The organism is Sinorhizobium sp. BJ1 (assembly GCF_002531555.1).
Taxonomy (GTDB): domain Bacteria; phylum Pseudomonadota; class Alphaproteobacteria; order Rhizobiales; family Rhizobiaceae; genus Sinorhizobium; species Sinorhizobium fredii_B.
On sequence record NZ_NWTH01000004.1, the window covers coordinates 225,552 to 252,277 of the forward strand.

Consider the following 26,726-nt stretch of genomic DNA (forward strand, 5'->3'; position numbering starts at 1 on the left):
TGTCGACGATGCTGCGGGCGGAAACCCTTCGCGTTGGGCCGCGGGAACCCCGGCGAGGCGAAATTACCCCAGGCTGGGAGCCTGCGTGAACGGACAGGTGCCCGCCTTCCATCGAAGCTCGTGATCGTATTGATGAAACTTTGTCATGGTGACGCATTTTGCACGGCCTGGCCGCCGTTTTTCTGCGTCGAACGCTTGCAAGGCCATGCGTCTTTCGACATAGACCTAACCGCTATGGAGCCCGATCCTCCGTTCCGTAGCGCCTCACGCCCCGTTTCGAAACGATCAGGACCTCACACCATGGCCTTCCTTGCCGATGCCCTTTCTCGTGTAAAGCCCTCCGCCACCATTGCCGTTTCGCAGAAAGCCCGCGAGTTGAAGGCGAAAGGCCGCGACGTCATCGGCCTCGGAGCCGGGGAGCCGGATTTCGACACGCCGGACAACATCAAGAAGGCGGCGATCGACGCGATCAATCGCGGCGAAACGAAGTACACGCCGGTCTCCGGCATTCCGGAACTGCGCGAGGCGATCGCGAAGAAGTTCAAGCGCGAGAACAATCTCGATTACACCGCCGCGCAGACGATCGTCGGCACCGGCGGAAAGCAGATTCTTTTCAACGCCTTTATGGCGACCCTTAACCCGGGCGATGAAGTCGTGATCCCGGCTCCCTACTGGGTCTCTTATCCGGAGATGGTGGCGCTGTGCGGTGGCACGCCGGTGTTCGTTTCGGCGACGCAGGAAAACAACTTCAAGCTCAAGGCCGCGGATCTCGAGAAGACGATCACGCCGAAGACCAAGTGGTTCGTCTTCAACTCGCCATCAAACCCCTCGGGCGCTGCCTATTCGCATGACGAACTCAAGGCGCTGACGGATGTGCTGATGAAACATCCGCATGTCTGGGTGCTGACCGATGACATGTACGAGCACCTGACCTATGGCGACTTCAAGTTCGCAACGCCGGTCGAGGTCGAGCCCGGCCTCTACGACCGCACCTTGACGATGAACGGCGTCTCCAAAGCCTATGCGATGACCGGCTGGCGCATCGGCTATGCCGCCGGCCCCTTGCAACTCATCAAGGCGATGGACATGATCCAGGGACAGCAGACCTCGGGCGCCACCTCGATCGCGCAATGGGCCGCTGTGGAGGCGCTGAACGGCTCGCAGGATTTCATCCCACGCAACAAGGAGATCTTCCAGGGTCGGCGCGATCTTGTCGTCTCCATGCTGAACCAGGCCAAGGGCATTTCCTGCCCGACGCCGGAAGGTGCCTTCTACGTCTATCCCTCCTGCGCCGGGCTGATCGGCAAGACCGCCCCGTCGGGAAAGGTCATCGAGACCGACGAGGACTTCGTCTCCGAGCTTCTGGAAGTGGAAGGCGTTGCGGTGGTGCACGGTTCGGCCTTCGGTCTAGGCCCGAACTTCCGCATCTCCTATGCGACCTCCGAGGAACTCCTCGAAGAGGCTTGCCGCCGAATCCAGCGTTTCTGCGCCGCCTGCAAGTAACGGCGCGAACAAAGCAACACACGTCAAGCCCGCCGTTCCCGGCGGGCTTTTTCATGCTCAGAAATCGATTCGGCAATTGCCCAAGTCGATTCAGGAAGAAGCCCTATCTTATTGAGTCTACACTAATTCCCGCCTCCTGATCAGTTCGACCACTGCGGAGATGTCGTCGTCGCCATGCCCTTGGTCGACCCGGCTGGTAGCAAGCCTTCGCATGACGTCGATGAAGTCAGGCGCGACGTCTTGTTCGCCGCTCGCGCGGACAATATTTTCGAGGGCGACCGTCTGCATCGCCAGGTTGGAGACGACGTTGCGGTCGTGCAGGCCGCTGTCGATCTTGTCGGCCAGGTCGGGGAGGGTGCCGCTCATCGCCTCGAGCCATGGCAGGAGAAGCGCTAGAAAATCGGTCATCCTGTCGCCGCTGCTTGCCACCAGTGCAGCGGCATGCAGGAAGCCCGAGAAGAGGCCGTACATGCCAGACAGAAGCGCGAGGTCATAGAGCGCCGCGCGGCCCGGATCCCCGCCGAGATAGCGGCCTTCGGCGAGCGCGATCAGCGACGGCTTGTGCCGCTCGAAAAGAGCGGTCGAGCCGCTGTAAAGGATCAAGGCTCCGGCCTCGCCGATCATCGGCGGGATCGCCATGATGCCGCCGTCGAGATAGGCAGCACCCTTCGCCGTCGCCCAAGCCGCCAGTTCCTGCGCATCGCGCGGAGTGCCATTGGTGAGATTGACCAGGTCGCGGCCAGCGAGTGCGCCCTCTGCCTCCTCCAGGACTGCCCTGGCGGCGGCGTAGTCGACGACGCAAAGAATCACAAGATCGGCTTCGGCCACAGCGTCCGCCGGGCTTGCCGCAATGCTTGCGCCGGCCGCTGTGAGCGGCTCGGCCCGCGCTGGCGTGCGGTTCCAGACCGTTACCGAATGACCGTTTCGCATGAGGGTTTGCGGCAAGCGCGGAGCCCATCGCGCCGGTGCCGAGGGTGGAAATTCTGCTCATGGGTTACTCCTTGACATCGTCTCAGGCGACGGAAAGCTTCTGGCCAAGGCCGCCATCGACGGCGAGCTTTGCCCCGGTGGTGAAGGTGGCCTCGAAGGCGAGGAACAGAACGGCGCGTGCCACTTCGTCGGCAGTGCCATTGCGCCTCATCGGCGTCACGCTGTCGCCGAGCGCCTTGAACTCGGCGCGCTCGGCGTCGCTCAAGCCCGCCACACCCTTGGTCGGGGTGTCGACGAAGCCGGGACTGACCGTGTTGACGCGGATGCGGCGCGGCAGAAGCTCGGCCGCTAGCACGGAAGCGAAGGAGACGAGTGCCGCCTTGGTGGCGCTGTAGACGCTCATGCCGGGGTGACCGCCCTCATCGGCGACCGATGACGTAAACACAATCGAGCCACCTTCGCGGATCAGCGGTGCCAACCGCTGCACGGTGAAGAAGGCGCCCCTGGTGTTGACCGCAAACTGACGGTCGTAGGACGCCTCGCTTACCTTGTCGAATGTCTCCAGTTCCGAGATGCCGGCATTGACGTGCAGCAGATCGATGGCGCCCAGCTTTTGGCCGGCCATCGCGCCGAGCACGGTGATGTCGTTGAGATCGGCGATATCGGAACGCAGCGCATGCACGCGTGCGCCGAACTCCTGCTTGATCCTTGCCAGGTTGTCCTCGTTGCGTCCGGTCAAGAGCACGTCCGCGCCGCCATCGACGAGACGCGTGACGGTCGCCAGCCCCATGCCATGCGTGCCGCCGATCACGACGGCCTTTTTGCCTTGGTAGATTGTCATGATGTCTTCCTCTTCGTTCAAAACAGACGATGAGGTAGAGGTGCATTCGTGGACGACTTTATGCTAGACGGGAAAATGTGGACCTATCGTTCACATATGCAGACGATAGAGAGATCATGGCGAACCTGAACGACTTCACCTTCTTTGTCCACGTGGTCGACCATAAAGGCTTTGCCCCGGCGGCGCGGGCGCTCAATCTGCCGAAATCGACGCTCAGCAAGCGGCTAGCCATCCTCGAACAGGACCTTGGCGTCCGCCTCATCAATCGGACATCGCGCCGCTTCTCGGTGACCGAGACGGGCGAGGATTTCTATCGCCATGCGGCAGCGATGCTGATCGAAGCGGAGGCTGCAGAGAATATCGTGAAGGGGCGGCTCGCCGAGCCGAGCGGTGCGGTCAGGATCACCGCTTCGGTACCGACGGCTCAGCTCTCGCTGGCGCCGCTGCTGCCCGAACTCGCGCTCGCCTATCCGAAGCTGCGCGTGATCCTGCACGCGACCGACCGCTTCGTCGACATTGTTCAGGAAGGCTTTGACCTTGCCGTTCGCGACCACTTCGCGCCGCTTCCGGATTCGGGCCTCGTCCAGCGCCGCGTCGGATCGCAAGCGAAAATGCTTGTCGCCGCATCTGTCTATTTACACCAGCGGGGAATGCCCCTGGGGCCCGCGGATCTGGCACAGCACGACGGCCTGATGACGTCGCTTACGTCGGACGGCTGGGTAATGGAGCACGCCGATGGGGCGAGTGTGGAGGTTTCACCAAAGCCACGTTTCGTGGCGGACGAGTCCCGCGTCCTGCGCGAAGCGGCTATGGCGGGGCTCGGCATTACCACCTTGCCCGGCAAGCTTTGCCAGGATGAGATCGCAAGCGGCGCGCTGGTCCGAATCCTGCCGGAATGGACTGCGGGCAAAGTGATGACGACCATCCTGATGCCGCATAGGCGCGGCCAACTACCGTCGGTGCGCGCGACCGTGGATTTCCTGGCGGCTCGCCTCGGCGAGGGCTGACATGCGGCTGCTAGGCCATATTACAAAGCAGAAGGCCCGCACACGCGGCGGGCCCTTCATGACAATTCGGGAACCGTGCGCTCAGCGCTCAGCCAACGCCGGTTCGCCCTTCTTCTCGCGGATGAGGTTCAGGAAGCGACGGAAGAGATAGTGACTGTCCTGTGGCCCGGGCGAGGCTTCCGGGTGGTGCTGGACCGAGAAAACCGATTTGCCGTTGACGCGCAGGCCGCAATTGGTGCCGTCGAAGAGCGAAACGTGAGTCTCTTCAACGCCTTCCGGCAGCGACTTCGAATCGACCGCGAAGCCGTGGTTCATCGAGACGATTTCGACCTTGCCGGTCGTGTGGTCCTTGACCGGATGATTGGCGCCGTGGTGGCCCTGATGCATCTTCTCGGTCTTGGCGCCGAGCGCCAGCGCCAGCATCTGGTGACCGAGGCAGATCCCGAAGACCGGTATGTCGCTTTTCAGCAGGTTCTTGATCACCGGCACCGCGTATTCGCCGGTGGCGGCCGGGTCGCCCGGGCCGTTCGAAAGGAAGATACCGTCCGGTTTCAAGGCCAGGACTTCCTCAGCGCTCGTCTCGGCCGGAACGACCGTGACCCGGCAATCGAGGCCGGCGAAAAGGCGCAGGATGTTGCGCTTGACGCCGTAGTCGAGCGCCACGACGTGATAGGCGGCTTCGGTTTCGCCGAGTGTCGAGTGACCTTCGTTCCACACCCAGGGCTTCTCGGTCCAGCGATAGGACTGGCCTGAGGTCGCAACCTTGGCAAGATCGAGTCCCTCGAGGCCGCCCCAGGCTTTTGCTTCCGCCTTCAGCGTCTCGATGTCGAAGACGCCGGCCGGATCATGGGCGATGACGGCGTTCGGCATGCCGTTCTCGCGGATCCAGGCGGTCAGCGCCCGCGTATCGATGCCGCAAAGCCCGATGACGCCGCGCGCCTTCAGCCAGGCGTCGAGGTGCTTGGCGGCGCGATAGTTGGAAGGATCGGTGATGTCTGCCTTGAAGATGACCCCTACGGCGCCGTGTCGGGCCGCTGGCGTCAGATCCTCGATGTCCTCATCATTGGCGCCGATATTGCCGATATGCGGGAAGGTGAAGGTGACGATCTGGCCGAGATAGGAAGGATCCGTCAGGATTTCCTGATACCCGGTCAGCGCCGTGTTGAAGCAGACCTCGGCCTGGACCTTGCCGGTTGCGCCGATGCCCTTGCCTTCGATTACCGTGCCGTCGGCCAGAACGAGCAGGGCGGTGGGTTTCTGGATTGTCCATGCGGGTGTCGCGGTCATCGTTCCTATCCCGTTGCGGCGGACGGCGCGGCTTTAAAGCCGGTCGGTTCAGCCCCATTCAAATTGCATGCGGCATGGCGCGCGGAAGCCCCGCGAGAAAGTGGTTCATGCCGATGTTCGTGCAGGTGCCGGAAAATAAACAAAGGCTCTCATCGGGTCAACCGGCCGCCGTGAATTGTCGGGAAATAAAGTTCCTTAAAATTCAACCGGTTGCGCATTCGGTTTGATTGTACCTGCCGCACTGGTTTAAGACGACGACAACAACGAGGCAATCGAACTGGTCCGGACGCTGGCAGCCGGGGCCGGCTTCGGGACGGAGTAAAGATATGCGCGAGCAATTCGCAAACGCCCTTAAGGAAGCTCTGAAAGCCAGGGATGCCCGGCGGACCTCGACCGTTCGGCTGATCCAGGCGGCCATCAAGGACCGCGACATTGCCCATCGCGGTCAGGGCAAGGATCCGGCAAGCGATGATGAAATCATGCAGATCCTCGCCAAGATGATCAAGCAACGCGAGGAATCGGCCCGCATCTACGACCAGGGCGGCCGCCCGGAACTCGCAGAGCAGGAGCGGCAGGAAATCGCCATCATCAACGCATTCCTGCCCGAGCAGTTTTCGGAGGAGAAGATTCGGGAGCTCTGCGTCGCGATCATCCAGGAAACCGGTGCCCAGGGCTTGCGTGATATGGGCAAGTGCATGAACGTGCTGAAGGAGCGCTATCCCGGCCAGATGGATTTCGCCAAGGCTTCCAGCATCCTCAAGGAACTGTTGAAATAGCCCATTGCGCGCGATCCTTGAGGGCGCGCTGCATTCGTTCAGCCGTCCCTCGATGGCTCCCTGTGAATTGCGGGCAATACCAAAGGGGACTGTGGCTTCCTCCAGCCATGCCGCTTATATGGAAGCTGGCCAGAGGTACCCATGCGCTTTTCACCGTCCTTCCTTGACGAGATCCGCGACCGCGTTCCGATTTCGGACGTGATCGGCAAACGCGCCACCTGGGACCGGCGCAAGACCAATGTGTCGCGCGGCGATTACTGGGCCTGCTGCCCTTTCCACGGCGAGAAGTCGCCGAGCTTCCATTGCGAGGACCGCAAGGGCCGCTATCATTGCTTCGGCTGCGGTGTTTCCGGCGATCATTTCCGCTTCCTGACCGATCTCGAAGGCTTGAACTTTCCAGAAGCGGTGCAGCAGATCGCCGATATGGCGGGCGTCGCGATGCCGCAGCCCGACCCGCAGGCCGAGCGGCGGGAGAAGGAACGGACGAGCCTCCTCGACGTCATGGAACTGGCGACGCAGTTCTTTCAGGATCAGCTCCAGAGCGCGATGGGGGCGAAGGCGCGCGCCTATCTGCGCGAGCGTGGCTTGACCGGCCGGACGATCGAGACATTTCGGCTGGGCTATGCGCCGGACAGCCGCAACGCCTTGAAAGAGTTTCTCGCCGGCAAGGGTGTCGGCAAGGAGCAGATCGAGGCCTGTGGCCTTGTCGTGCATGGGCCGGACGTCCCGGTCTCCTACGACCGCTTTCGCGACCGGATCATGTTCCCGATCCTTTCGGCACGCGAGAAGGTGATCGCTTTTGGCGGGCGGGCCATGTCGGCCGATGCGCCAGCCAAATATCTGAACTCCAACGAGACCGAACTCTTCCACAAGGGCAATGTGCTCTTCAATTTCGCGCGCGCCCGGCGTGCCTCGCAGGGCGCCGATGGAGCTGGCACGATCATCGCCGTCGAAGGCTACATGGACGTGATCGCGCTACATCAGGCGGGTATCGAGAATGCCGTGGCACCGCTCGGCACGGCGCTCACCGAGAACCAGCTCGACCTCCTCTGGAAGATGACGTCGCAGCCGGTGCTTTGCTTCGACGGCGACGGCGCCGGCATCCGGGCGGCCAATCGCGCCGTCGACCTGGCGCTGCCGCACCTGAAGCCCGGCCGTTCCGTCCGTTTCGCCATGCTGCCGGACGGCAAGGACCCGGACGACCTCGTCCGCCATGAAGGACGCGAGCCGTTTGACAAGGTGCTCGCCAATGCCCGCTCGCTGGCAGACATGGTCTGGATGCGTGAAGTGCAGGGCGGCACGTTTGATACGCCGGAAAAACGCGCCGAGCTCGAAGCGCGGCTGAGGCAGGTGACCTCGGTCATCGCCGACGAAAGCGTCCGCCGCCATTACGGCCAGGACATGCGCGACCGGCTGAACGCCTTTCTGCAGGGCAATGCGCCGTTCAGAAGTGACCGGCGTCCCTTCGAGCGAGGTGGACGGGAGCGCGGTGGTCGGCAAGGCGGCGGCTTTCGTCATGCCGGCGGCGACCGAAACGCCGGCCCGACCACGATCTCCGATCGCCTTGTGCGCTCCTCGCTCGTCAGTGGTCAGCAGGCAGCGCCATCGCTGCGCGAAAGTGTGTTGGCACTGACGATCGTCAATCACCCGCAACTGCTTTTCGACGAATATGACGAGATCTCGACGATCGAGTTCGATCATCGCGATCTGCAGCGTTGCTGGGCGGCGGTTCTGAACGCGGCGGCGGCAAACGGCCCGCGGCTGACACGGGAAAGTCTCGTCGAGCAACTGGAGGCGGAGGGGTTCGGCGCCCTGATCGGCGCCCTCGACCAGCAGATTCGCTATGCGCGGCTATGGACCGCGACCACGGCGGCCGCACCCGAGGATGCGCGCGAGGGTTACCTGCAGGCGCTTGCGCTGCACAAGCGCACCAAGGCGCTCAATTGGCAGCGACGCGAGCTCGAAAGGGAACTGGCGCATGCCACCGAAGAAGGCGATCTCGAGGTCGTGCCGCAACTGTTGCGCACACTTCAGGAGGTCCAATTGGAAGTGACCCGGCTCGAGAACCAGGAAGCAATAATCGAAGGCTTTGGCGTGCTTTCCGGACGGGTCAAGGGACCGGCAGCACGGTAGCGAGGTCGGAGTTCCCGGTTAGCACGATCTTCCAGCCGTTTGCGTCCAACTTTCCCAAATCCCATACTGCCCGCACGACGAAAGCGATTCCATGTCCGAAAGTCACGACACCACCGCGCACCTGTTCGACATGCGAGGCCTCGGAAATTCTCTCGATATCCTCAAGCGCATCTATGGCTATTCCGCCTTCCGCGGTCAGCAGCAGGCGGTCATCGAACACGTGGCGGAAGGCGGCGATGCGGTCGTGCTTTTCCCGACCGGGGCGGGCAAGTCGCTCTGCTTCCAGATTCCGGCGCTGTGTCGCAAAGGCGTCGGCATCGTCGTCTCGCCGCTGATCGCGCTGATGCGGGACCAGGTGGAGGCGCTGAAGCAGCTCGGCATTCGCGCCGCCGCGCTTAACTCTTCCCTGACCCGCGACGAGGCGATCGCCGTCCGCCGGGCGCTCTCGGCAGACGCCCTGGACCTGCTCTACGTGACGCCGGAGCGTGCGGTGACCGACGGGTTCGCCGAGATGATCGGCGACATGGACATCGCCCTCTTCGCCATCGACGAGGCGCATTGCGTGTCGCAATGGGGGCACGATTTTCGCCCCGAATATCGCGGCCTCGATTGCCTTGCGTCGCGCTTTCCCGGCGTGCCGCGCGTTGCGCTGACGGCCACCGCCGACCCGCATACGCGCGACGACATGATCGAGCGACTGGGGCTCAATGGCGCACGGGTTTTCACCTCCAGCTTCGACCGGCCGAATATCGCCTACGAGATCGTCGAACGCGACCAGCCGCGCCAACAGCTCCTGCGTTTCCTGTCGCGCTTCAAGGACTCGAGCGGCATCGTCTATTGCCTGTCGCGCGCCAAGGTCGAGGACACCGCCGATTGGCTGAACGAACAAGGCATCCGCGCGCTTCCCTATCATGCCGGTATGGATCGATCTTTGCGCGATGCGCATCAGGATGCCTTCCTTAAAGAGGAAAATCTCTGCCTCGTCGCCACCGTTGCCTTCGGAATGGGGATCGACAAGCCGAACGTGCGCTATGTGGCGCATCTCGACCTGCCGGGTTCGGTCGAGGCCTATTACCAGGAGACGGGAAGGGCGGGGCGTGACGGACTGCCGTCGGAGGTCTGGATGGCCTATGGCATGGCCGATGTCATCCAGCGCCGGCGCATGATCGACGAGGGCGGCGCGCCCGACGAGATCAAGCGCATCGAACGGTCCAAGCTCAATGCCCTGCTGGCGATCTGCGAAACGGTCGGTTGCCGGCGCCAGGCGATCCTTGCGCATTTCGGCGAGGCGCATCCCGGCCGCTGCAGCCACTGCGACACCTGCCTGAAGCCGGTCGAAACCTGGGACGGCACGGAAGCGGCGATCAAGGCACTCGCCGCCGTCTACCGGACCGGCGAGCGGTTCGGCACCGGCCACGTCATCGACGTGCTGATCGGGACCGTCAATGAAAAGACCGAGCGCTTCGGCCATGTCGACATACCGGTCTTCGGTGCCGGCAAGGACCTGCCGGCGCGAACCTGGCAATCGGTCTTCCGGCAATTGCTGGCCGCGGGGCTGATCACGGTGGATCATGCCGCCTTCGGGGCCTTGAAGCTCGAGCCGGAGGCACGAAGTGTCTTCAAGCGCGAGCGCCAGGTGTTCTTCCGCAAGGATCGGCCCGGTTCCGGCAAGGCGGCGCGCGGCCAGAAGCCGGCGGCTCGTGAGCGCTCCGACCTTGCCGGCTCCGATCTCGAGCTTTTCGAACGCCTGCGCGCCGAGCGGTCCTCGATCGCCAAGGACTTGAACGTCCCGCCCTATGTCGTGTTCCCGGACACGACCTTGATCGCGCTCGCCAAACGGCGACCCCGCGACTTCGACGATCTCCTCGACATACCCGGCATCGGCGAGAGCAAGCGGGAGAGGTATGGCGAGGCTTTTCTGGCGGTGATCGATGCGTTCGAGGATGGTGGCTGATCGAGCAATGCCGGCGGCCTGCGTGCGCAGGCGTGCAGGGATCCAGCAGCGCCGCGTCGGCGGCGCGGATCACGCTTGAAACCCGCGCGTTTCACCTCAACAATGCAGTGAGAATGTGCTGCATGTCGAAAGTCGTCATGCTATTTGTCTAGACGAAATCAGTCCTCGATTGAAAGCGACCAGCCATGACCTCTGCTTTCCTCACTCACCTCCGTTCGGAACTCGAGGGCCTGAAGACGGCCGGGCTCTACAAGTCGGAGCGGGTCATCACCTCGAAGCAAGCGGGCGAGATCGAAGTCGCGTCCGGCGAAAGGGTCTTGAACTTCTGCGCCAACAACTATCTGGGGCTCGCCGATAACGAGGAGCTTGCCGATGCCGGCAAGAAGGCGCTCGACCGCTACGGCTACGGCATGGCCTCGGTGCGTTTCATCTGCGGCACGCAGGAGGAGCACAAGCAGCTCGAGGCGCGTATCTCCGCGTTCCTCGGCATGCAGGACACGATCCTCTATTCCTCCTGCTTCGATGCCAATGGCGGGCTGTTCGAGACGCTGCTCGGTGAGGAAGACGCAATCATCTCGGATGCGTTGAACCACGCCTCGATCATCGACGGGGTGCGGCTCTCCAAGGCGAAACGGTTCCGTTACGCCAACAACGACATGGCGGCGCTGGAAGAGGAGTTGAAGAAGGCTGAGGGCAGCCGCTTCAAGCTGATCGCCACCGACGGCGTCTTTTCCATGGACGGCATCATCGCCAATCTCGAGGGCGTCTGCGATCTGGCGGAGAAATACGGCGCGATGGTCATGGTCGACGACAGCCATGCGGTCGGTTTCGTCGGCAAGCATGGCCGCGGCTCGGCCGAGCATTGCGGCGTCGAGGGCCGGGTCGACATCGTTACCGGCACGCTCGGCAAGGCCCTGGGCGGTGCCTCGGGCGGCTACACTTCGGCCAAAGCCGAGGTCGTCGACTGGTTGCGCCAGCGCTCGCGGCCCTATCTCTTCTCCAATACTCTTGCTCCGGTCATCGCCGCCGCATCGCTCAAGGTCTTCGAACTGATCGAAAACGGCGATGCCGTTCGCGAGCGACTTTACGCGAATTCGGCACTCTTCCGGGCGGAAATGTCGAAGCTCGGCTTCACGCTGGCCGGCGAGGGGCACCCGATCATTCCCGTGATGCTTGGCGATGCGGCACTGGCGCAGGAGATGGCGGCGCGCATGCTGGCAAAGGGCGTCTACGTCATCGGCTTTTCCTTCCCGGTCGTGCCGAGAGGACAGGCGCGCATCCGCACCCAGATGTCGGCGGCCCACAGCGAGGCCGACGTCCGCCGCGCGATCGCTGTTTTTGAAGAGGTCGGCCGCGAGTTAGGGGTAATCTAGGAAGCGATTTGGGGGAGCCCGCGTTACGGCCAGGAGGAGTGTGTTTGCGATGACCAACATGATGAAGGCGCTGGTCAAGACGAGGCCGGAAGTCGGGCTGTGGATGGAACGCGTGCCGGTGCCCGAGGTCGGGCCGAACGATGTCCTGATCCGCGTCAAGAAATCGGCGATCTGCGGCACCGATGTCCATATCTGGAATTGGGACCAATGGGCGCAGAAGACCATTCCGGTGCCGATGGTCGTCGGCCACGAGTTCATGGGCGAAATCGCTGAAGTCGGCTCGGCGGTCACCAAGCATCATGTCGGCGAACGGGTCTCCGGCGAAGGCCATATCGTTTGCGGCAAGTGCCGCAATTGTCGGGCGGGCAGGGGGCACCTCTGCCGCAACACGCTCGGCGTCGGCGTCAACCGACCGGGCTCTTTCGCCGAGTTCGTCTGCCTGCCGGAATATAATGTCGTGACGATCCCGGATGACGTGCCGGACGAGATCGCCGCCATCTTCGATCCGTTCGGCAACGCCGTGCACACGGCGCTTTCCTTCGATCTCGTCGGCGAGGATGTTCTCGTTACCGGCGCCGGGCCGATCGGCATCATGGGGGCGCTGGTCGCCAAGCGCTCGGGCGCGCGCAAGGTGGTGATCACCGACATCAATCCGGTGCGCCTCGACCTCGCCCGCAAGGTCGGGATCGATTATGTCGTCGATGCCTCGAAGGAGAACCTCGGCGATCTGATGCGGTCGATAGGCATGACCGAAGGGTTCGATGTCGGGCTCGAAATGTCGGGCGCGGCACCCGCCTTTCGCGACCTGATCGACAAGATGAACAATGGCGGCAAGATCGCCATTCTCGGCATTGCGCCGGCCGGCTTCGAGATCGACTGGAACAAGGTGATCTTCAAGATGCTCAACCTGAAGGGCATCTATGGCCGCGAAATGTTCGAGACCTGGTACAAGATGATCGCTTTTGTCCAGGGTGGGCTCGACCTTTCGCCGATCATCACCCACCGCATCGGCATCGATGCGTTTCGCGACGGATTCGAGGCGATGCGCTCCGGCAATTCCGGCAAGGTGGTGATGGATTGGCTGTGATGTGACTGCCGGTTGCATCCTGAAGCCAAATAACAGGGCTTTTCCCGGAAAAAGCCTGCGCCCCTTGTCTTTTAAGAGGGCGCTCCTACATCTTGTGCCAACCCTGGTGAACGGCGAGGAATTCCCGTCGACAAGCGTTTTTTGCCGATTTGCGCGGTTTTTCACCGGAAATGCTTGACGGGATCAAAAATTCTGGGAATCACCATTTCAAGCAGAAATGGCGACATGGTACGGCGGATAGGGAATCATGCCAGAGACGACTCAGTGGCAGGACTGTCGAAGCTTGCCCGCTCAGCCGCGATCGCTGTCGTGGTTAATCAGGAATTAAACATCATCCCGTTACGTCAGGGGAAATGAATCGGTGGCGGGTGCGCGGCGCGCCCGAACCCCCGAGCGGCATTGGGCACCGGGAACACACCGGTTGCGACAAGGAAAGCGACGATTAAATGGCAACAAAAGTCAAAGAAAACGAAGAAGCAGACGTTGAACGCGAAGGCACTCCGGACGGTCCGCTTCTCGATCTTTCCGACGACGCTGTCAAGAAGATGATCAAGGCCGCCAAGAAGCGCGGCTATGTGACGATGGACGAACTCAATTCCGTCCTGCCTTCCGAAGAAGTCACCTCTGAGCAGATCGAAGATACGATGTCGATGCTGTCCGACATGGGCATCAATGTCATCGAAGACGAGGAAGTCGAGGAAGCGGCGGGCGGCGACGAAGAGGATAGTGCCGACGACGCCGAGAGCGAAGGCGGCGAACTTGCGACCGTCAGCGGCACTGCGCTTGCCACCGGCAAGAAGAAGGAACCGACCGACCGTACCGACGACCCGGTGCGCATGTATCTGCGCGAGATGGGCTCGGTGGAGCTTCTTTCCCGCGAAGGCGAAATCGCCATCGCCAAGCGCATCGAGGCCGGCCGCGAAACGATGATCGCAGGTCTCTGCGAAAGCCCGCTCACCTTCCAGGCGTTGATCATCTGGCGCGACGAGTTGAACGAGGGCCAGACGCTGCTGCGCGAGATCATCGACCTCGAGACCACCTATTCCGGTCCCGAGGCCAAGGCCGCGCCGCAGTTCCAGAGCCCGGAAAAGATCGAGGCCGACCGCAAGGCGGCCGAGGAGAAGGAAAAGGTCCGCAGATCGCGGACTGCGGCCAATGACGACGACATCACCAATGTCGGCGGCGAGGGCCAGCCGGTCGAGGAAGAGGAAGAGGACGACGACGAGTCGAACCTCTCGCTCGCCGCGATGGAAGCGGAGCTGCGCCCGCAGGTGATGGATACGCTCGACATCATCGCCGAGACCTACAAGAAGCTCCGCAAGCTGCAGGATCAGCAGGTGGAAGCGCGCCTTGCCGCGACCGGCACGCTGTCGCCGGCGCAGGAACGCCGCTACAAGGAGCTGAAGGACGAGCTGATCAAGGCGGTGAAGTCCCTGTCGCTCAACCAGAACCGCATCGACGCGCTGGTCGAGCAGCTTTACGACATTTCCAAGCGGCTCATGCAGAACGAGGGGCGGCTGCTGCGTCTTGCCGAATCCTACGGTGTCAAGCGCGACTCCTTCCTCGAACAATATTCCGGCGCCGAACTCGACCCAAACTGGATGAAGTCGATCAGCAATCTCGCCGGCAAGGGCTGGAAGGAGTTTGCCAGGGCCGAGAACCAGACGATCCGCGACATCCGCCAGGAGATCCAGAACCTCGCGACCGAGACCGGCATCTCCATCGCCGAGTTCCGCCGCATTGTGTCGATGGTGCAGAAGGGCGAGCGCGAGGCGCGGATTGCCAAGAAGGAGATGGTCGAGGCGAACCTGCGCCTGGTGATCTCGATCGCCAAGAAGTACACGAACCGCGGCTTGCAATTCCTGGATCTCATCCAGGAAGGCAATATCGGCTTGATGAAGGCGGTGGACAAGTTCGAGTACCGCCGCGGCTACAAGTTCTCGACCTACGCGACCTGGTGGATCCGGCAGGCGATCACCCGCTCGATCGCCGACCAAGCCCGCACGATCCGCATTCCGGTGCACATGATCGAGACGATCAACAAGATCGTCCGCACCTCGCGCCAGATGCTGCACGAGATCGGCCGCGAGCCGACGCCGGAGGAGCTGGCGGAAAAGCTTGCCATGCCGCTCGAGAAGGTGCGCAAGGTCCTGAAGATCGCCAAGGAGCCGATCTCGCTCGAGACCCCCGTGGGCGACGAAGAGGACTCGCATCTCGGCGATTTCATCGAGGACAAGAACGCGCTGCTGCCGATCGACGCGGCCATTCAGGCGAACCTCCGCGAGACGACCACGCGCGTCCTCGCTTCGCTGACGCCGCGTGAAGAACGCGTGCTGCGCATGCGCTTCGGCATCGGCATGAACACCGACCACACGCTCGAAGAGGTCGGCCAGCAGTTCTCGGTGACCCGCGAGCGTATTCGTCAGATCGAGGCGAAGGCGCTCAGGAAGCTCAAGCATCCGAGTCGGTCGCGCAAGCTGCGCTCGTTTCTCGACAGCTGAACAGAAACAGCTGAGCCGACCGCTCTCTCAAAGAAATGCACGGAAGCCGGGCCAGCGCCCGGCTTTCTTGTTTCTCGGTGCCGCCCTCGGGGTGGCGCGAACGCGTCTGAACTTGTTCGCTTCGGACCGCGGGATTATACTTCTGAGCTTGCAGCGAAAGGGGGCACTGGTTGCAGTGCGAGAGAAGTAGTTGCACCGCAGGCGTCCACCGTGCCTTAGAGCGCCGGACCTTAAACGCGTAAGAAGCGCTCTAGCCTTTTCTTGATTTGGAGCATCTTGGACGCTCTCCTTCGAGGGCGGGATGTTCTGCGGGAGGTGTGAGATGACCACTTACGTCGTGCTCCTCAATTGGACCGATCAGGGTATCAAGTCTGTGCGTGAGTCGCCGAAACGGCTGGATGCGGCCAGAAAGGTGCTTGAGGAAATGGGCGGTTCCTTCAAGGATTTTTATCTCACCATGGGCGAATACGACATGGTCGCGATCTGCGAAGCGCCGGACGACGCGATTGCCGCACGGTTCGCATTGACGCTGGGCACCTACGGCAATGTGCGCACCCGGACGTTGAAGGCCTTCCCCGAGGCTGCCTATCGCGAACTGATCGGCACGCTCGGCTAGGCGAACAAGATTGTAACTGATTGGTTACTGCGGCGCGACGCTTCCGGGATATGCGCCGCGCCGCAGATGGCGTTGCGGAGCGTCTCGTCAAAGCCGGCGCCGCTTATCGCCAATGGTAGCTTCGCCCGAGGTGCAGCAGGCGCAATCGGCGATCCCGTCGTTCGACTTCGCTTCAAAACCGTTCCTTAACATTTACGCTTTATCAATCTCTCGCATACGAGAGGTTCCGCGATGCGTTGCGTTTTTGTCGTCGTCCTCCTGTTGCTGGCCGGCTGCGGAACGGTGCCGAGAGAGACCCGGAACGCCTGCGCCGTCTTCGAGCAGCGAGATGGCCTGTTCAACAGTTGGCGCCGGGCCGCCTATGCGGCGGAGCGCGAATATGGCGTGCCGGTGCCCGTGCTGATGGCGACGATCTATACGGAGTCCGGCTTCCGCCACAATGCACGGCCGCCGCGCACCAAGCTCTTCGGCTTCATCCCTTGGACGCGGGTCTCTTCGGCTTATGGCTATTCGCAGGCGCTCGACGGCACCTGGGCCCGCTATCAGGCCGAAACCGGGCGCTGGATGGCGCGCCGCACGGACTTTGCCGACGCGGTCCGCTTCATTGCCTGGTATCACAATCAGAGCCATCAGCAGAACGGCATTGCCCTCAACGATCCCTATCGGCTCTACATCGCTTACTATCATGGCCACGGCGGCTATGCGCGCGGCAGGTGGAGCGATACGGCGAAGACGGGGGCCAAGCGCGCCAGCAACGTCGCGGCGCTCTACGCGCGCCAGCTGCAGGGCTGCGGGGGGTGAGGCTCATCAAGCCTCTTTGAGGATCTGTCGGCCGCTCTTCGAAAATTTGCTTTGTCGTGTCGGAACCTTTCCGCCCCGGCCGTCCTTTGTTGACTTTCAATGGAGGAGACGGACATGGCTTATGTGGATGGTTTTCTGGTCGCGGTACCGAAGCAAAACGTCGAGGCTTACAAGGATATGGCTCGCAAGGCCGGTGAAGTCTGGAAGGAGCACGGTGCGCTGAATTATGTCGAATGCCTGGGCGACGACGTTCCCTATGGAGAGCTCACCTCGTTTCCGCGGGCGGTGCAGGCCAAGGAGGACGAGACCGTCGTCTTCTCATGGGTCGTTTACCGGTCGCGCCAGGACCGTGACGCGATCGTTGCCAAGGTGATGGCGGATCCGCGTCTGCAGGGCGATGAGTGGAAATCGATCTTCGATGGCAAGCGGATGATCTATGGCGGCTTCGAGCCCTTCCTGGAACTTTGACCTGCGACCGGATGACGGGGCGGCGAGCAGTCCGGCCGAAGATGCCCGACCGGCAAGGCTCTGCGCGACGCCAAGATGCTGAGCGGTTCTTCCAATCCGGATGAATTCCGCGATAGTGTCCAGTAGAACGGGCGCTGGCGGAAGCGCGGCGCCCGCCATGCAGGACGACAGTAATGCCGCAGACCGTCATCACCATCGCCACCATGGGGCAGGGGCTCTACGAGTTCACGAACGAGGCGGCCGATTTCGTGCGGGCATGCGGTGCCTCGGAGGGGCTGCTTACGGTTTTCGTGCGCCACACCTCCGCCTCGCTCATCATTCAGGAAAACGCCGATCCGGACGTTCAACGCGATCTGCGCGAATTCTTCCAGCGTCTCGTGCCTCCGTCGTCCGCTCCTTCGATGGGCTGGATCGTCCACACCCAAGAAGGCCCGGACGACATGCCCGCCCATATCAAGGCGGCGTTGACCCAGGTCTCACTCGGGGTTCCGGTCATCGACGGGCGCATGGCGCTCGGCACCTGGCAGGGAATTTATCTCTTCGAGCACCGCGACCGCCCGCACCGCCGCGACGTTGTCCTGCATCTCGGAAGCTGACGCAAGTCTATCCTCTGCACTGGCCGATCTGACGATTCCTGCTGTAGAATGAACGGCCTGCCGACTATGAGGAGGAAAGGATGACGGACGCCCAGACCATTGCCGGTCGCTTCATCGCGGCCGTGAACGACAGGGATTTCGAAACGCTCGACCGCCTCCTCGACGACGATGTCGCCTTCGATTCGCTGACCGGTCAGCGCACGCTCGGCATCGGGCCGCTCAGAACCTGGGTGATGAGCTACCTGCGTCATTTCGACGAGAGTTTTGGCGACGTCGTGGTGATGCGCGATGCCTTCGGGCAGCGCGTGGCGGCCGACACGACCGCGCGCGGCACGTACCGCGAGACGATGGCCGGTTTCCCGGAGGCGTCGGGCCAGGCCTATGCCATCCCCAGCGTGTTTATTTTCGAGGTCGAGGATGGCGTCATTACACGGCTCAGTCATTATCGCAATCTAAAGTTGTTCGAGCAGGAACTCGCCGGTTAACTGACGGAGAAGGAAAGCCGTCGGTTTTCAAAGCCTTAGGTTCGCACTTGTGCAGCTGAAAGGAACGAATTCCGCCCTTTCTCGTTTCCCCTTGAACGGGAAGAGGAAAGCGCGGGCGGTCGACCGTTCACGTCTCCGCCCTTGACCTGCCGCAAATCCGGCCGAATCGCCTGAGATTGGCGCGGGAGGGCGGGACTTTTCCTGAACACCGCATGAACGAAGGGTTCCGGTGCCGTTCAGCTTGCCCGGTCTAGATTTGGATCAATGGTTGAGAGAGTGACCCGCCAACCCCTTCGCTAAACGGAGAAAATGCCATGAGGAAATTTCTTGTCAATGCAGCCGTCGCCGCCGTTGTCGGGCTGACCGGCCTTGTCGGTACGACCACCACGGCTTCGGCCGATGCGCTGGTTTTCGAATTCGGCCAGGGTGGCGGCGTTCAATACCGCGAGCGTGACTATGACCGCTGGGACGACAGGCGCGATTGGCGCCGCGACCGCTGGGAACGTCGCGGTCGCTGCGAACCGTGGCTCGCCGTAGACAAGGCACGCGATCGCGGCCTGCGCCGCGCCCATGTCGCCGACGTCTCGCGCCGCCAGGTCGTCGTCCAAGGTCGCCGTCACGGCGATCGCCAGGCGATCATCTTCGCTAATGTCCGTGGCTGCCCGATCATCGGTCGCTGGTAAGGACAGTCTTTCCATCTTGTCTCTCCGCTGACGGAAAAGGAGCCCCGCGCCAAGCGTCGGGGCTCTCCTTTTTTTACGTTCGAGGAGAGGCCAGCCTGAAACCTCAGGCTGGCCTACCCGATGGCGATGCTAGTGGTTGACCGCGAAGGTCACATTGACGGTGACGCTATAGGCCTGCTCGCCGGTTGCGATCGGCACCTGGTCGGCGGCGAGTTCCTTCGCCATGCTGCGCATCGGCACCGGCGGCTCGGGGCGGGAGGGCTGTTCCGAGAGCTCGATCAGCCGCCCAAGCGAGACGCCGGCCGCTTCGGCCAAGACCCTCGCCTTCACGATTGCGTCGGCGACAGCCGCCTTGCGGGCCTCGGTGATGATCGGCTCCGGCTTGTCGTTGGTAAATTCGATGCCGCCGCCCTGGTTGACGCCGAGCGTGACGGATTTGTCGAGGATTTCGCCGAGCCTCGCCAGATCGCGCACACGCACGCTGACGCCGTTGACGACCTGGTAGCCGACGAGCTCCGGCGGGCGGGCGCTGCCGTCGCTGTTCTGCGGATAATTGTATTGCGGCATGATCGAGAAGCCGCTCGTCTGCAGGTCGCGCTCGGCAATGCCTGATTGCTTTAGAGCCGCAAGTACCTCGGCCATCGCCTTGTTGTTGGCGTCCAGCGCTTCGCGGGCGGTCTTCGCATCCTTGACGACGCTCAGCTGCACGATCGCCATGTCGGGCGCCGTCGTCGCCCGGCCTTCGCCGAAAACCTTGATCACCGCCTGGCGGCCTCTCACCCCGTCCGGGCGCCCCTTGGCGTCGCCCTTGCCGGCACCATTGTCTTGCGCCGCTGCGGCCGCCACAAAAGCACCGGCGAAGATGGCGGCAATCGCCGCAACATTGACGGAGCGGCCAATGCGTGTGGAAATCATGGAAGTTTCTCTCCGGTTGTTATCTGCCAAATCCTTGCTTATCGATTGTGTAGGCATTGCGGCAATGGCTTGTCGGCAAAAAGGTTTTCCGCTAGAGCCATTCGAGCCCGCGAATTGCCATTGGTTCGCGGCGGTCGGACGACCCGGCAGGGCCTGTAGCTCAATGGTTAGAGCCGGCGGCTCATAACCGCTTGGTTGGGGGTTCGAGTCCCTCCGGGCCCACCATTTGCTTCAGGGCTTCCAGGCGCGCTGCCGATCCGGCAGAGCCTCGTTGGGCAACAAAATCGAAGCGCGATATCGCTGAGGTAGCCTGCACAGCAAAACGGCCTAAAACCTTTGGCCACGCCTTTTCCGAGCACAGTTCTTTAAACTGAACTTTCGGCTTGATTGTCGCCGAAGATGAACATTTGAGCTTGCAGAACGTTCTCCCTTGGCCAAACAGGCAAGGAGGAAATGAGATGAGCGCCGACCAGCGTACCATGATGTCGATCGCGCTTACTGCGGTGATCGCTCTATTCACGGCTTTTATGATTGGAATGGTGCTCGCCTAGCCGCCCCACGCAGATAGGACTTCGCCCGTCAAATTCCGTTTTGCTGCCGCACCACCGTCAGCGACACCAGCGCGCAGTCGGCCCGTCCGGCGGCACCCAGTAACGAACGAGGCCGTGGCTCGAGCGACAACTTTGCCGATACACATTCAACGTGTGAAACGGCTCCCACTATCGGAGCTTCGCTCCGGGACCCATTGCGGGGCCGCGTCGGCTATCGGACCGGGTCGGGCGATGGTTTACGTCGGCTTGACGGCGTTGTAGTCGGAGCTTGCGGATCCGTTCCGACGGGTCGATGAACAGCACCAGTACTACAGCCGCCGCTACAAGTGCATATCCCGGAATGCCCGTTTTTGCGCTCGCGAGCCCAGCAATCGACATGGCAACTGCAATATAAATTCCGGTCGACCCGGGGCCGGAAGTCACGCCCCAAAGGAGATCGGAAACTCGATCTTTCCATCTTCCGTGCGACATCGCCATGGCAATAATTCCAATCGAACTTGCTTGGTGGACAACCGCTGATAAGCGCTGGATTGCAGCAATATGTACCAGGCGAGCCCTTCGGCAATCGGCCTCAGACCTTTGCCGGCCCGTGTTGGACCAAGGTCCGACGTCCCAAAATGCCAGCCCGAGGATTTTTCGGGGTTGCCGCGGCACTCCACAACAAACACCTTATTTTAGACTTCGCTTCAAAGGCGGGGCCTATCGCAAATTGCATGATTTCGCTGTCGGCCGTCGCGTCACGGGTTGCTTCGGGGAAGTCGCGCCTATTGCGAGTTCAATCAAGAGGCCGCGTCGCCGCAACGGATACCCGGGCTGCATGGATGGGCCCAGGCACGTCGAATTCAACATGAGTATCGGCCGTCTGGCGCAGATCGGCGCCAGCGGCCCAATTTAAGTTGAGCGCCGGTCCCTCTTCCTCGAACGTCTTCACGCGCTGATCGTAGTTTGGTGAAATCGTGCCCAGCACGCGATCCCAGAACGAGAAGTAGTTGCCGTAGTTGTATCGAAATCCCGAATGGTGCTGATCGTGGAACGTCGTGCACAGCAAGGGGGACGGATAACGCGCTGTCGATGAGGCGAAATACTCGAACCCACAGTGCCCGAGCATGCCGTTGAAATGTTCAAACAGCCTTTGTCCGATGAGAATCGCTGGCGGAAACGGCACAACGAAAACGATGACGGCTGAGAACCCCTGCAATAGAAAATTGTCGAGGACATCCTCCGAATAGGTGCTCCAGATCGTTGGTGCGACACTCTTATGATGAAGTGCGTGCAGCGGGTAGAGCCACTTCGTGTGCAGCAGCCGGTGCATGAAGTAGAACCAGGTATCGTAGAGGAACATGCAAAGGACAAAGAGCGGCACCGCCGCCCACCAGTTGAACGCCCAGGGTGCCGGCGCCCAACCCGCTTGTTGAACGTAGAGGCCGATGGTCAGCGGCAGGCACGCGCTGAACATCGAAGCCATGCTCTGGCGGATTTCCGCGTTGCGACGTTTGTCGGAGCGGCGCCCCTTCTGAATCTTTCGCTCGGGATTGCGGTCGTTGACCCAGCTGAGACCGTAGCCAAAGGCGAAATAGGTAACGACTGTCGTGGCGTAGAATCCGAACAGAAAAAGAAGATAGAACAGTTCGTCCGACATCGGCCCCTGCAGCCCCCAAGCCAAATCCGCGCCGCGGGAACATGCCATACCGTCTTGGCAATTTAAAGTGGAAATGCGCGTGTCGGAAAGACTGCGTGAAGGCCGCCTCCGCCGGCGCGCCCCATGGGGGAGGTCTTCATTTCGAGATATTCCTCTCGGCCGGTTTTACTTCGCCGCCGACAATAATCTTGTGAAAAATCCGAGACTAGGGCACAATTTGTGAACGCATCTGAGGTGCGGCGCTACCTCAAATCAGGCCGTCTCGCGCCGAGTAACAGTTCGCGTGGGAGGGTCGGCGTCGATGGATCAGGGGTTCTTTCTTCTGTTCGCCACGGTGGCCGTGATCACGGCTCTGACCGTGGTGCTGGCGCGCAATCCGGTTCACAGCGCATTGGCACTGATGGCGTGTTTCCTGCAGATTTCGGCCGTCTTCGTGCTGCTGGAGGCGCCGTTGCTCGCGGTCGTCCAGATCTTCGTCTATGTCGGCGCGATCATGGTGCTCTTCCTCTTCGTGATCATGATGATAGACGTGCGCGAAGCGGTGCTGCAGCGCTTCCTGCCGGGCGGCAACCTGCCGGCTCTGGTGCTGCTCGTGCTGCTTGGGGCGGAGATGCTTGTGCTGGTGCTGTCGAGCGACCGCTTTTCCGCTACGGAGCCCATCGCCATGCGGGAGGGCGACCAGATCCGGCAGCTCAGCACGACCCTGTTCGCCGATTATCTCCTGCCGTTTGAAGCCGCCTCCGTCATCCTGCTGGCGGCGCTCGTCGGTGCCATCGTGCTGGCGCGGAAGGAGCCGGAGTGATGGTTCCGCTCTGGTGGCACATTTCCCTTGCAGTGGTCCTGTTCGTGATAGGGGCCGCCGGTGTGCTGCTGAGACGCAATATCCTCGTCGTATTGATGTCGCTAGAGTTGCTGCTCAACTCGGTCAACATCAATTTCATCGCTTTCGGGCGGTACTACGCCGATTTCCGCGGCCAGATCTTCGCGATCTTCGTCATCGCAATCACCGCGGCCGAGGTTGCCGTCGCCCTCGGCATCCTGGTTGCCCTGGTGCGGAACAAGTCCACCCTCAAGGTCGACGACGTGACCGTGATGAAAGGATAGCGGCTTGGATCCGGTGATCTCCATCCGGCCCCTTCTTGCCGTCGCCGTCGCAGGCCTGGCGGCCCTTGCAGTTCTCCTTCTCAACAAACGCGAAAAGCTCCGCGATCTCGTCTCGCCGCTCGCCGCGCTCGTCATGTTCGCGATCGTCGCCTCTATGGCGCCCACGGTGCTTTCGGGCGGGACGGTCGAATTGCGGCTGTTCGAGATCCTGTCTGGGATCGACTTCGCTTTCCGGGTCGATGCGCTCGGCATGGTGTTCGCCACCGTCTCGTCGCTGCTGTGGATCGTGGCGGCGATCTATTCCATCGGCTACATGCGGCACTTGCACGAGCACGCGCAGACCCGCTTCTTCGCCTGCTTCGCTACCAGCCTTGCGGCGGCCGTCGGCGGTGCCTTCTCCGCCAATCTGTTCACACTGGTGATCTTCTACGAGCTGCTGAGCCTCGTCACCTATCCGCTCGTCTACCACCACGAGGACGAAGAGGGATGGGCGGGCAGCCGCAAGTATCTCGTCTATCTGATGGGCGCCTCGAAAAGCGTGCTGCTCGCGGCGCTGGCGCTGACCTATCACATTGCCGGATCGCTCGACTTTGTGGCGGGGGGGCTGCTGGCGGGCGCCAATGCCTCGCCGCAGCTGCTGACAGTCGTCTATTTCTGCTATCTCTTCGGCTTCGCCAAGGCGGCGGTAATGCCGATGCACGCCTGGCTGCCGGCCGCGATGGTGGCGCCGACGCCGGTCAGCGCGCTCCTGCATGCGGTGGCGGTCGTCAAGATGGGCGTGTTCTGCGTGCTGCGGGTGGTGTTCCATGTCTTCGGCCCCGGGCTGATGGGCGGGCTGGGACTCGGCATCGCCACGGCTTATCTGGTCTCGTTCACGATCCTGATGGCGTCGATCTACGCATTGACGCGGGATGACCTGAAGGCGCGGCTCGCCTATTCGACGGTCAGCCAGCTCTCCTATGTGGTGCTCGGTGCGGTCCTGCTGTCGCCGGTTGCGATGGTCGGCGGGATCATCCACATTGCGGCGCACGCCTTCTCCAAGATCACGCTCTTCTTCTGCGCCGGTTCGATCTATTGCGCGTCCGGCAAGCGCAACATCAGCGACATGGCTGGGATCGGGCGGAGGTTGCCCTGGACGATGGGGGCGTTCTTCGTCGCCTCGCTCAGCATGATCGGCGTGCCGCCGACCGCGGGCTTCGTCAGCAAATGGTATCTGACGCTGGGCTCCGTGCAGGCGGGGGAAATCGCTTTCCTGATCGTGCTGCTGGCGAGCTCGGTGCTGAACGCCGCCTATTTCCTGCCGGTCAGCTATGTCGCTTTTTTCGGGGTGGGGGCGGAGGAGAGCCCGGCGACGGTGCGTGAAATTCCGCTGGTGACTGTCCCGCTGGTCGCGACCGCCATCCTCTCGGTGTTGATGGGCATCTTCCCCGGCTATTTCCTCGCATTGGCGGAAGGAGTGGTCAGATGATCAAGAGCATCGTCGATTTCTTTGGCGACGAAGCCTATGCGAGGCAGCGGCGCCGGCTGCTCTATCTCGTGCTCGTCCTGATCGTCCTCGCCGACTTTCTCGTTCCCCGCGAACACGCCGAATATCTGTGGGAGCGCCTGCCTGGTTGGTCGGCCTTCTACGGCTTCGGCTCCTGCGTGCTCTTGATTTTCGTTTCCAAGTTCCTTGGCCATCAGGGCGGGCTCATGCGGCGCGAGGACTATTATGACTGAGTTCGTCCATCCCGCCCTGCTGTTCATTGTCGGCGCGGTGCCGATCGCCTTTCTCAACGGAGCGATCCGTAAGGCCTATCTGCTGCTGATCCCCGTACTGGCGATCCTCGCCGTGCTCGCCATGCAGCCGGGCAGCTACGGCGCGGCACAGTTCCTTGGCCAGGACATCCTGATCGCCAAGGTCGACAAGCTGAGCATCGTCTTTGCCACGGTCTTCACCATCATGGCGCTGATCGGCATGGTCTACGCCCTGCACCTGACCGAGGCCGGCCAGCATGTGGCGGCATTCGTCTATGTCGGCAGTGCGCTTGGCGTGGTGTTTGCCGGCGATTACCTGACCCTCTACCTGTTCTGGGAGGGCATGGCGTTTGCCTCTGCCTATCTGGTCTTCGCCCAGGGAGGCGAGAAGGCGGTTCGTGCCGCTTTCCGCTACCTCATGGTCCATGTCACCGGCGGCGTCGTGCTGCTCGGCGGTGTCGTTCTGCATGGGCTCGCCACCGGCTCGTTCCTGTTCGGTCCGATCGAGGCGGGGCCGATGGGAGCCGGCGCCTACCTGATCCTTGCCGGGTTCCTGCTCAATGCCGCGGTGCCGCCGCTCAATGCCTGGCTGACCGACGCCTATCCGGAGGCGACCGTCACCGGGGCGGTGTTCATGAGCGCCTTCACCACCAAGACGGCCGTCTATGTGCTGGCGCGGGCTTATCCGGGAACCGAGCTCCTGGTCTGGCTCGGCGCCGGCATGGCGCTCTACGGCGTCGTCTATGCGGTGCTGGAGAACGACTGCCGGCGGCTGCTCGCCTATCACATCGTCAGCCAGGTCGGCTATATGGTGGCGGGCGTCGGCATCGGCACCGAGTTGGCCGTGAACGGAGCCACCAGCCATGCCTTCGCCCATATCCTCTACAAGGCGCTGCTGTTCATGGGGGCGGGGGCGGTGATCTACGTCACCGGGCGGCGCAAGCTCACCGAACTCGGCGGGCTCTACCGGACCATGCCGCTGACCGTGGCGCTCTACATGGTCGGCGCCTTCGCGATCTCGGCATTTCCGTTCTTCTCGGGCTTCGTCACCAAGTCGATGGTGGTGGCCGCCGCCGGAGAGGATCACCGCGCGCTGGTGATGCTGGCGCTGACGATGGCGTCGTCGGGGACGTTCCTGCACACCGGGCTGAAGCTCCCGTACTATATGTTCTTCGGCACCGACCGGGCGCTCGAGGCGCGGGAGCCGCCCGGCAACATGCTGGCTGCGATGGCCATAGCGGCGGCGCTCTGCATCGCAATCGGGGTCTTTCCTCAAACGCTCTACGCGCTTCTTCCCTATCCGGTCGACTTCGAACCATATACCGGCGTCCATATCACCGAGAGCCTCGGCGTGCTGATGTTCACCGCTCTGGGCTTCGTGCTCTTCCTCAAGGCGCTCGACCCGGAAAACACCATCAGCATCGACACCGACTGGTTCTACCGCAAGGGCGCGCGTTTTTTCATGTGGTTCGCCGAGAGACCGCTGGCCCGCTACGAGAAGGCGGTGAGCGATGTGTCCGAGACCGCGGCGCTGCCCTTGCTGCACGGCACGGCACGGGCCGGGCTGCGGGCCGATCTCAACGGCGTGGATGCCGTCGTGAACGGAGTCGCGCGCGCGATCCTTGACGGCGGCGGGACACTGCGGCGCCTCCAGACCGGCGTCGTCACCCATTATGTGCTGGCCATGGTCGCCGGTCTGATCGCGGCCACCGCCGTCTTCGCCGTCGTGTGGCAATAGG

23 protein-coding genes, 1 tRNA gene and 1 pseudogene are annotated in these 26,726 nt (G+C 62.3%); 20 read left to right on the forward strand and 5 right to left on the reverse strand.

Annotation, left to right across the window (positions count from 1 at the left end; genetic code table 11):
- Nucleotides 1-300 precede the first annotated feature (300 nt).
- Nucleotides 301-1,503, forward strand: coding sequence for a pyridoxal phosphate-dependent aminotransferase (locus tag CO676_RS07205; RefSeq protein WP_097520089.1), 1,203 nt, complete (start codon nucleotides 301-303; stop codon nucleotides 1,501-1,503).
- A gap of 117 nt (nucleotides 1,504-1,620) precedes the next feature.
- Here the strand turns inward: CO676_RS07205 and CO676_RS07210 are convergent.
- Together CO676_RS07210 and CO676_RS07215 are read right to left on the reverse strand one after the other, a co-directional pair.
- A pseudogene (locus CO676_RS07210) lies at nucleotides 1,621-2,494 on the reverse strand (NAD(P)-binding domain-containing protein).
- 21 nt (nucleotides 2,495-2,515) lie between these two features.
- Complete coding sequence (locus tag CO676_RS07215) at nucleotides 2,516-3,274, reverse strand: SDR family oxidoreductase (RefSeq protein ID WP_014765312.1); 759 nt, start codon at nucleotides 3,272-3,274, stop codon at nucleotides 2,516-2,518.
- A gap of 116 nt (nucleotides 3,275-3,390) precedes the next feature.
- On the opposite strand from CO676_RS07215, the gene CO676_RS07220 reads away from it, so the two are divergent.
- Complete coding sequence (locus CO676_RS07220) at nucleotides 3,391-4,281, forward strand: LysR substrate-binding domain-containing protein (protein WP_097520339.1); 891 nt, start codon at nucleotides 3,391-3,393, stop codon at nucleotides 4,279-4,281.
- Nucleotides 4,282-4,362: 81 nt separating this feature from the next.
- Here CO676_RS07220 and carA read toward each other — a convergent pair whose 3' ends face one another.
- Nucleotides 4,363-5,568, reverse strand: coding sequence for a glutamine-hydrolyzing carbamoyl-phosphate synthase small subunit (gene carA / locus CO676_RS07225; RefSeq protein ID WP_014765310.1), 1,206 nt, complete (start codon nucleotides 5,566-5,568; stop codon nucleotides 4,363-4,365).
- A 326-nt stretch (nucleotides 5,569-5,894) separates the two neighbouring features.
- On the opposite strand from carA, the gene CO676_RS07230 reads away from it, so the two are divergent.
- The 12 genes from CO676_RS07230 (at nucleotide 5,895) to CO676_RS07285 (ending at nucleotide 19,041) form a co-directional block, all read left to right on the forward strand.
- The gene (locus tag CO676_RS07230) at nucleotides 5,895-6,344 is read left to right on the forward strand and encodes a GatB/YqeY domain-containing protein (protein WP_097520090.1); all 450 of its coding nucleotides are present in this window, start codon (nucleotides 5,895-5,897) and stop codon (nucleotides 6,342-6,344) included.
- Between the two features lie 141 nt (nucleotides 6,345-6,485).
- Nucleotides 6,486-8,477, forward strand: coding sequence for a DNA primase (gene dnaG / locus CO676_RS07235; protein WP_097520091.1), 1,992 nt, complete (start codon nucleotides 6,486-6,488; stop codon nucleotides 8,475-8,477).
- A 91-nt stretch (nucleotides 8,478-8,568) separates the two neighbouring features.
- On the forward strand, nucleotides 8,569-10,431 hold the full coding sequence (recQ, locus tag CO676_RS07240; RefSeq protein WP_097520092.1) for a DNA helicase RecQ: 1,863 nt from the start codon (nucleotides 8,569-8,571) through the stop codon (nucleotides 10,429-10,431).
- A gap of 185 nt (nucleotides 10,432-10,616) precedes the next feature.
- Nucleotides 10,617-11,804 carry a glycine C-acetyltransferase gene (locus tag CO676_RS07245; protein ID WP_014765304.1) on the forward strand — a complete coding sequence of 396 codons (1,188 nt, stop codon included), beginning with the start codon at nucleotides 10,617-10,619 and terminating at the stop codon, nucleotides 11,802-11,804.
- A gap of 49 nt (nucleotides 11,805-11,853) precedes the next feature.
- Nucleotides 11,854-12,891: an L-threonine 3-dehydrogenase gene (tdh, locus tag CO676_RS07250; RefSeq protein WP_097520093.1), complete on the forward strand. Its 1,038-nt coding sequence runs from the start codon at nucleotides 11,854-11,856 to the stop codon at nucleotides 12,889-12,891.
- Between the two features lie 446 nt (nucleotides 12,892-13,337).
- Nucleotides 13,338-15,392, forward strand: a complete 2,055-nt coding sequence (gene rpoD, locus CO676_RS07255; protein ID WP_014765302.1) for an RNA polymerase sigma factor RpoD — start codon at nucleotides 13,338-13,340, stop codon at nucleotides 15,390-15,392.
- 322 nt (nucleotides 15,393-15,714) lie between these two features.
- The gene (locus CO676_RS07260) at nucleotides 15,715-16,008 is read left to right on the forward strand and encodes a GYD domain-containing protein (RefSeq protein ID WP_097520094.1); all 294 of its coding nucleotides are present in this window, start codon (nucleotides 15,715-15,717) and stop codon (nucleotides 16,006-16,008) included.
- 231 nt (nucleotides 16,009-16,239) lie between these two features.
- Nucleotides 16,240-16,809 (forward strand): transglycosylase SLT domain-containing protein, encoded by a 570-nt coding sequence (locus CO676_RS07265; RefSeq protein ID WP_097520095.1) that lies wholly within the window; start codon nucleotides 16,240-16,242, stop codon nucleotides 16,807-16,809.
- 114 nt (nucleotides 16,810-16,923) lie between these two features.
- The gene (locus CO676_RS07270; RefSeq protein WP_014765298.1) at nucleotides 16,924-17,277 is read left to right on the forward strand and encodes a DUF1428 domain-containing protein; all 354 of its coding nucleotides are present in this window, start codon (nucleotides 16,924-16,926) and stop codon (nucleotides 17,275-17,277) included.
- A 173-nt stretch (nucleotides 17,278-17,450) separates the two neighbouring features.
- Nucleotides 17,451-17,873, forward strand: a complete 423-nt coding sequence (locus tag CO676_RS07275; protein ID WP_097520096.1) for a secondary thiamine-phosphate synthase enzyme YjbQ — start codon at nucleotides 17,451-17,453, stop codon at nucleotides 17,871-17,873.
- Nucleotides 17,874-17,953: 80 nt separating this feature from the next.
- On the forward strand, nucleotides 17,954-18,358 hold the full coding sequence (locus tag CO676_RS07280; protein ID WP_097520097.1) for a ketosteroid isomerase-related protein: 405 nt from the start codon (nucleotides 17,954-17,956) through the stop codon (nucleotides 18,356-18,358).
- A gap of 314 nt (nucleotides 18,359-18,672) precedes the next feature.
- Complete coding sequence (locus CO676_RS07285; RefSeq protein ID WP_037387227.1) at nucleotides 18,673-19,041, forward strand: hypothetical protein; 369 nt, start codon at nucleotides 18,673-18,675, stop codon at nucleotides 19,039-19,041.
- A 129-nt stretch (nucleotides 19,042-19,170) separates the two neighbouring features.
- On the opposite strand, the gene CO676_RS07290 is transcribed toward CO676_RS07285, so the two are convergent.
- Nucleotides 19,171-19,956, reverse strand: a complete 786-nt coding sequence (locus CO676_RS07290) for an SIMPL domain-containing protein (RefSeq protein WP_144340121.1) — start codon at nucleotides 19,954-19,956, stop codon at nucleotides 19,171-19,173.
- A gap of 149 nt (nucleotides 19,957-20,105) precedes the next feature.
- Here CO676_RS07290 and CO676_RS07295 point away from each other — a divergent pair.
- Nucleotides 20,106-20,181, forward strand: a tRNA-Ile gene (locus CO676_RS07295).
- 1,101 nt (nucleotides 20,182-21,282) lie between these two features.
- Here the strand turns inward: CO676_RS07295 and CO676_RS07305 are convergent.
- Complete coding sequence (locus CO676_RS07305) at nucleotides 21,283-22,146, reverse strand: sterol desaturase family protein (protein WP_245424273.1); 864 nt, start codon at nucleotides 22,144-22,146, stop codon at nucleotides 21,283-21,285.
- Between the two features lie 301 nt (nucleotides 22,147-22,447).
- On the opposite strand from CO676_RS07305, the gene CO676_RS07310 reads away from it, so the two are divergent.
- From CO676_RS07310 to CO676_RS07330, 5 genes are read left to right on the forward strand one after another with little or no spacing between them, the layout of a single operon-like run.
- Nucleotides 22,448-22,948, forward strand: a complete 501-nt coding sequence (locus CO676_RS07310; protein WP_014765272.1) for an NADH-quinone oxidoreductase subunit J — start codon at nucleotides 22,448-22,450, stop codon at nucleotides 22,946-22,948.
- Nucleotides 22,948-23,250 (forward strand): NADH-quinone oxidoreductase subunit NuoK, encoded by a 303-nt coding sequence (gene nuoK, locus CO676_RS07315; RefSeq protein ID WP_014765271.1) that lies wholly within the window; start codon nucleotides 22,948-22,950, stop codon nucleotides 23,248-23,250. Before CO676_RS07310 ends, nuoK begins: the two co-directional genes overlap by 1 nt.
- 4 nt (nucleotides 23,251-23,254) lie before the next feature.
- On the forward strand, nucleotides 23,255-24,718 hold the full coding sequence (locus CO676_RS07320; protein WP_097520100.1) for a monovalent cation/H+ antiporter subunit D family protein: 1,464 nt from the start codon (nucleotides 23,255-23,257) through the stop codon (nucleotides 24,716-24,718).
- A complete protein-coding gene (locus tag CO676_RS07325) occupies nucleotides 24,715-24,969 on the forward strand; it encodes a hypothetical protein (RefSeq protein WP_097520101.1) in 255 nt (84 codons plus the stop codon). Before CO676_RS07320 ends, CO676_RS07325 begins: the two co-directional genes overlap by 4 nt.
- Nucleotides 24,962-26,725, forward strand: a complete 1,764-nt coding sequence (locus tag CO676_RS07330) for a Na(+)/H(+) antiporter subunit D (protein WP_097520102.1) — start codon at nucleotides 24,962-24,964, stop codon at nucleotides 26,723-26,725. The genes CO676_RS07325 and CO676_RS07330 overlap by 8 nt, the downstream gene beginning before the upstream one ends.
- The last annotated feature ends 1 nt before the right edge of the window (nucleotide 26,726 follow it).

What these genes read in the sequence shown, in the direction of transcription:
- CO676_RS07205 (WP_097520089.1), top strand. Translation starts at nt 301, where the DNA reads ATGGCCTTCCTTGCCGATGCCCTTTCTCGTGTAAAGCCCTCCGCCACC.
- CO676_RS07215 (WP_014765312.1), bottom strand. Translation starts at nt 3,274, where the DNA reads ATGACAATCTACCAAGGCAAAAAGGCCGTCGTGATCGGCGGCACGCAT.
- CO676_RS07220 (WP_097520339.1), top strand. Translation starts at nt 3,391, where the DNA reads ATGGCGAACCTGAACGACTTCACCTTCTTTGTCCACGTGGTCGACCAT.
- carA (WP_014765310.1), bottom strand. Translation starts at nt 5,568, where the DNA reads ATGACCGCGACACCCGCATGGACAATCCAGAAACCCACCGCCCTGCTC.
- CO676_RS07230 (WP_097520090.1), top strand. Translation starts at nt 5,895, where the DNA reads ATGCGCGAGCAATTCGCAAACGCCCTTAAGGAAGCTCTGAAAGCCAGG.
- dnaG (WP_097520091.1), top strand. Translation starts at nt 6,486, where the DNA reads ATGCGCTTTTCACCGTCCTTCCTTGACGAGATCCGCGACCGCGTTCCG.
- recQ (WP_097520092.1), top strand. Translation starts at nt 8,569, where the DNA reads ATGTCCGAAAGTCACGACACCACCGCGCACCTGTTCGACATGCGAGGC.
- CO676_RS07245 (WP_014765304.1), top strand. Translation starts at nt 10,617, where the DNA reads ATGACCTCTGCTTTCCTCACTCACCTCCGTTCGGAACTCGAGGGCCTG.
- tdh (WP_097520093.1), top strand. Translation starts at nt 11,854, where the DNA reads ATGACCAACATGATGAAGGCGCTGGTCAAGACGAGGCCGGAAGTCGGG.
- rpoD (WP_014765302.1), top strand. Translation starts at nt 13,338, where the DNA reads ATGGCAACAAAAGTCAAAGAAAACGAAGAAGCAGACGTTGAACGCGAA.
- CO676_RS07260 (WP_097520094.1), top strand. Translation starts at nt 15,715, where the DNA reads ATGACCACTTACGTCGTGCTCCTCAATTGGACCGATCAGGGTATCAAG.
- CO676_RS07265 (WP_097520095.1), top strand. Translation starts at nt 16,240, where the DNA reads ATGCGTTGCGTTTTTGTCGTCGTCCTCCTGTTGCTGGCCGGCTGCGGA.
- CO676_RS07270 (WP_014765298.1), top strand. Translation starts at nt 16,924, where the DNA reads ATGGCTTATGTGGATGGTTTTCTGGTCGCGGTACCGAAGCAAAACGTC.
- CO676_RS07275 (WP_097520096.1), top strand. Translation starts at nt 17,451, where the DNA reads ATGCCGCAGACCGTCATCACCATCGCCACCATGGGGCAGGGGCTCTAC.
- CO676_RS07280 (WP_097520097.1), top strand. Translation starts at nt 17,954, where the DNA reads ATGACGGACGCCCAGACCATTGCCGGTCGCTTCATCGCGGCCGTGAAC.
- CO676_RS07285 (WP_037387227.1), top strand. Translation starts at nt 18,673, where the DNA reads ATGAGGAAATTTCTTGTCAATGCAGCCGTCGCCGCCGTTGTCGGGCTG.
- CO676_RS07290 (WP_144340121.1), bottom strand. Translation starts at nt 19,956, where the DNA reads ATGATTTCCACACGCATTGGCCGCTCCGTCAATGTTGCGGCGATTGCC.
- CO676_RS07305 (WP_245424273.1), bottom strand. Translation starts at nt 22,146, where the DNA reads ATGTCGGACGAACTGTTCTATCTTCTTTTTCTGTTCGGATTCTACGCC.
- CO676_RS07310 (WP_014765272.1), top strand. Translation starts at nt 22,448, where the DNA reads ATGGATCAGGGGTTCTTTCTTCTGTTCGCCACGGTGGCCGTGATCACG.
- nuoK (WP_014765271.1), top strand. Translation starts at nt 22,948, where the DNA reads ATGGTTCCGCTCTGGTGGCACATTTCCCTTGCAGTGGTCCTGTTCGTG.
- CO676_RS07325 (WP_097520101.1), top strand. Translation starts at nt 24,715, where the DNA reads ATGATCAAGAGCATCGTCGATTTCTTTGGCGACGAAGCCTATGCGAGG.
- CO676_RS07330 (WP_097520102.1), top strand. Translation starts at nt 24,962, where the DNA reads ATGACTGAGTTCGTCCATCCCGCCCTGCTGTTCATTGTCGGCGCGGTG.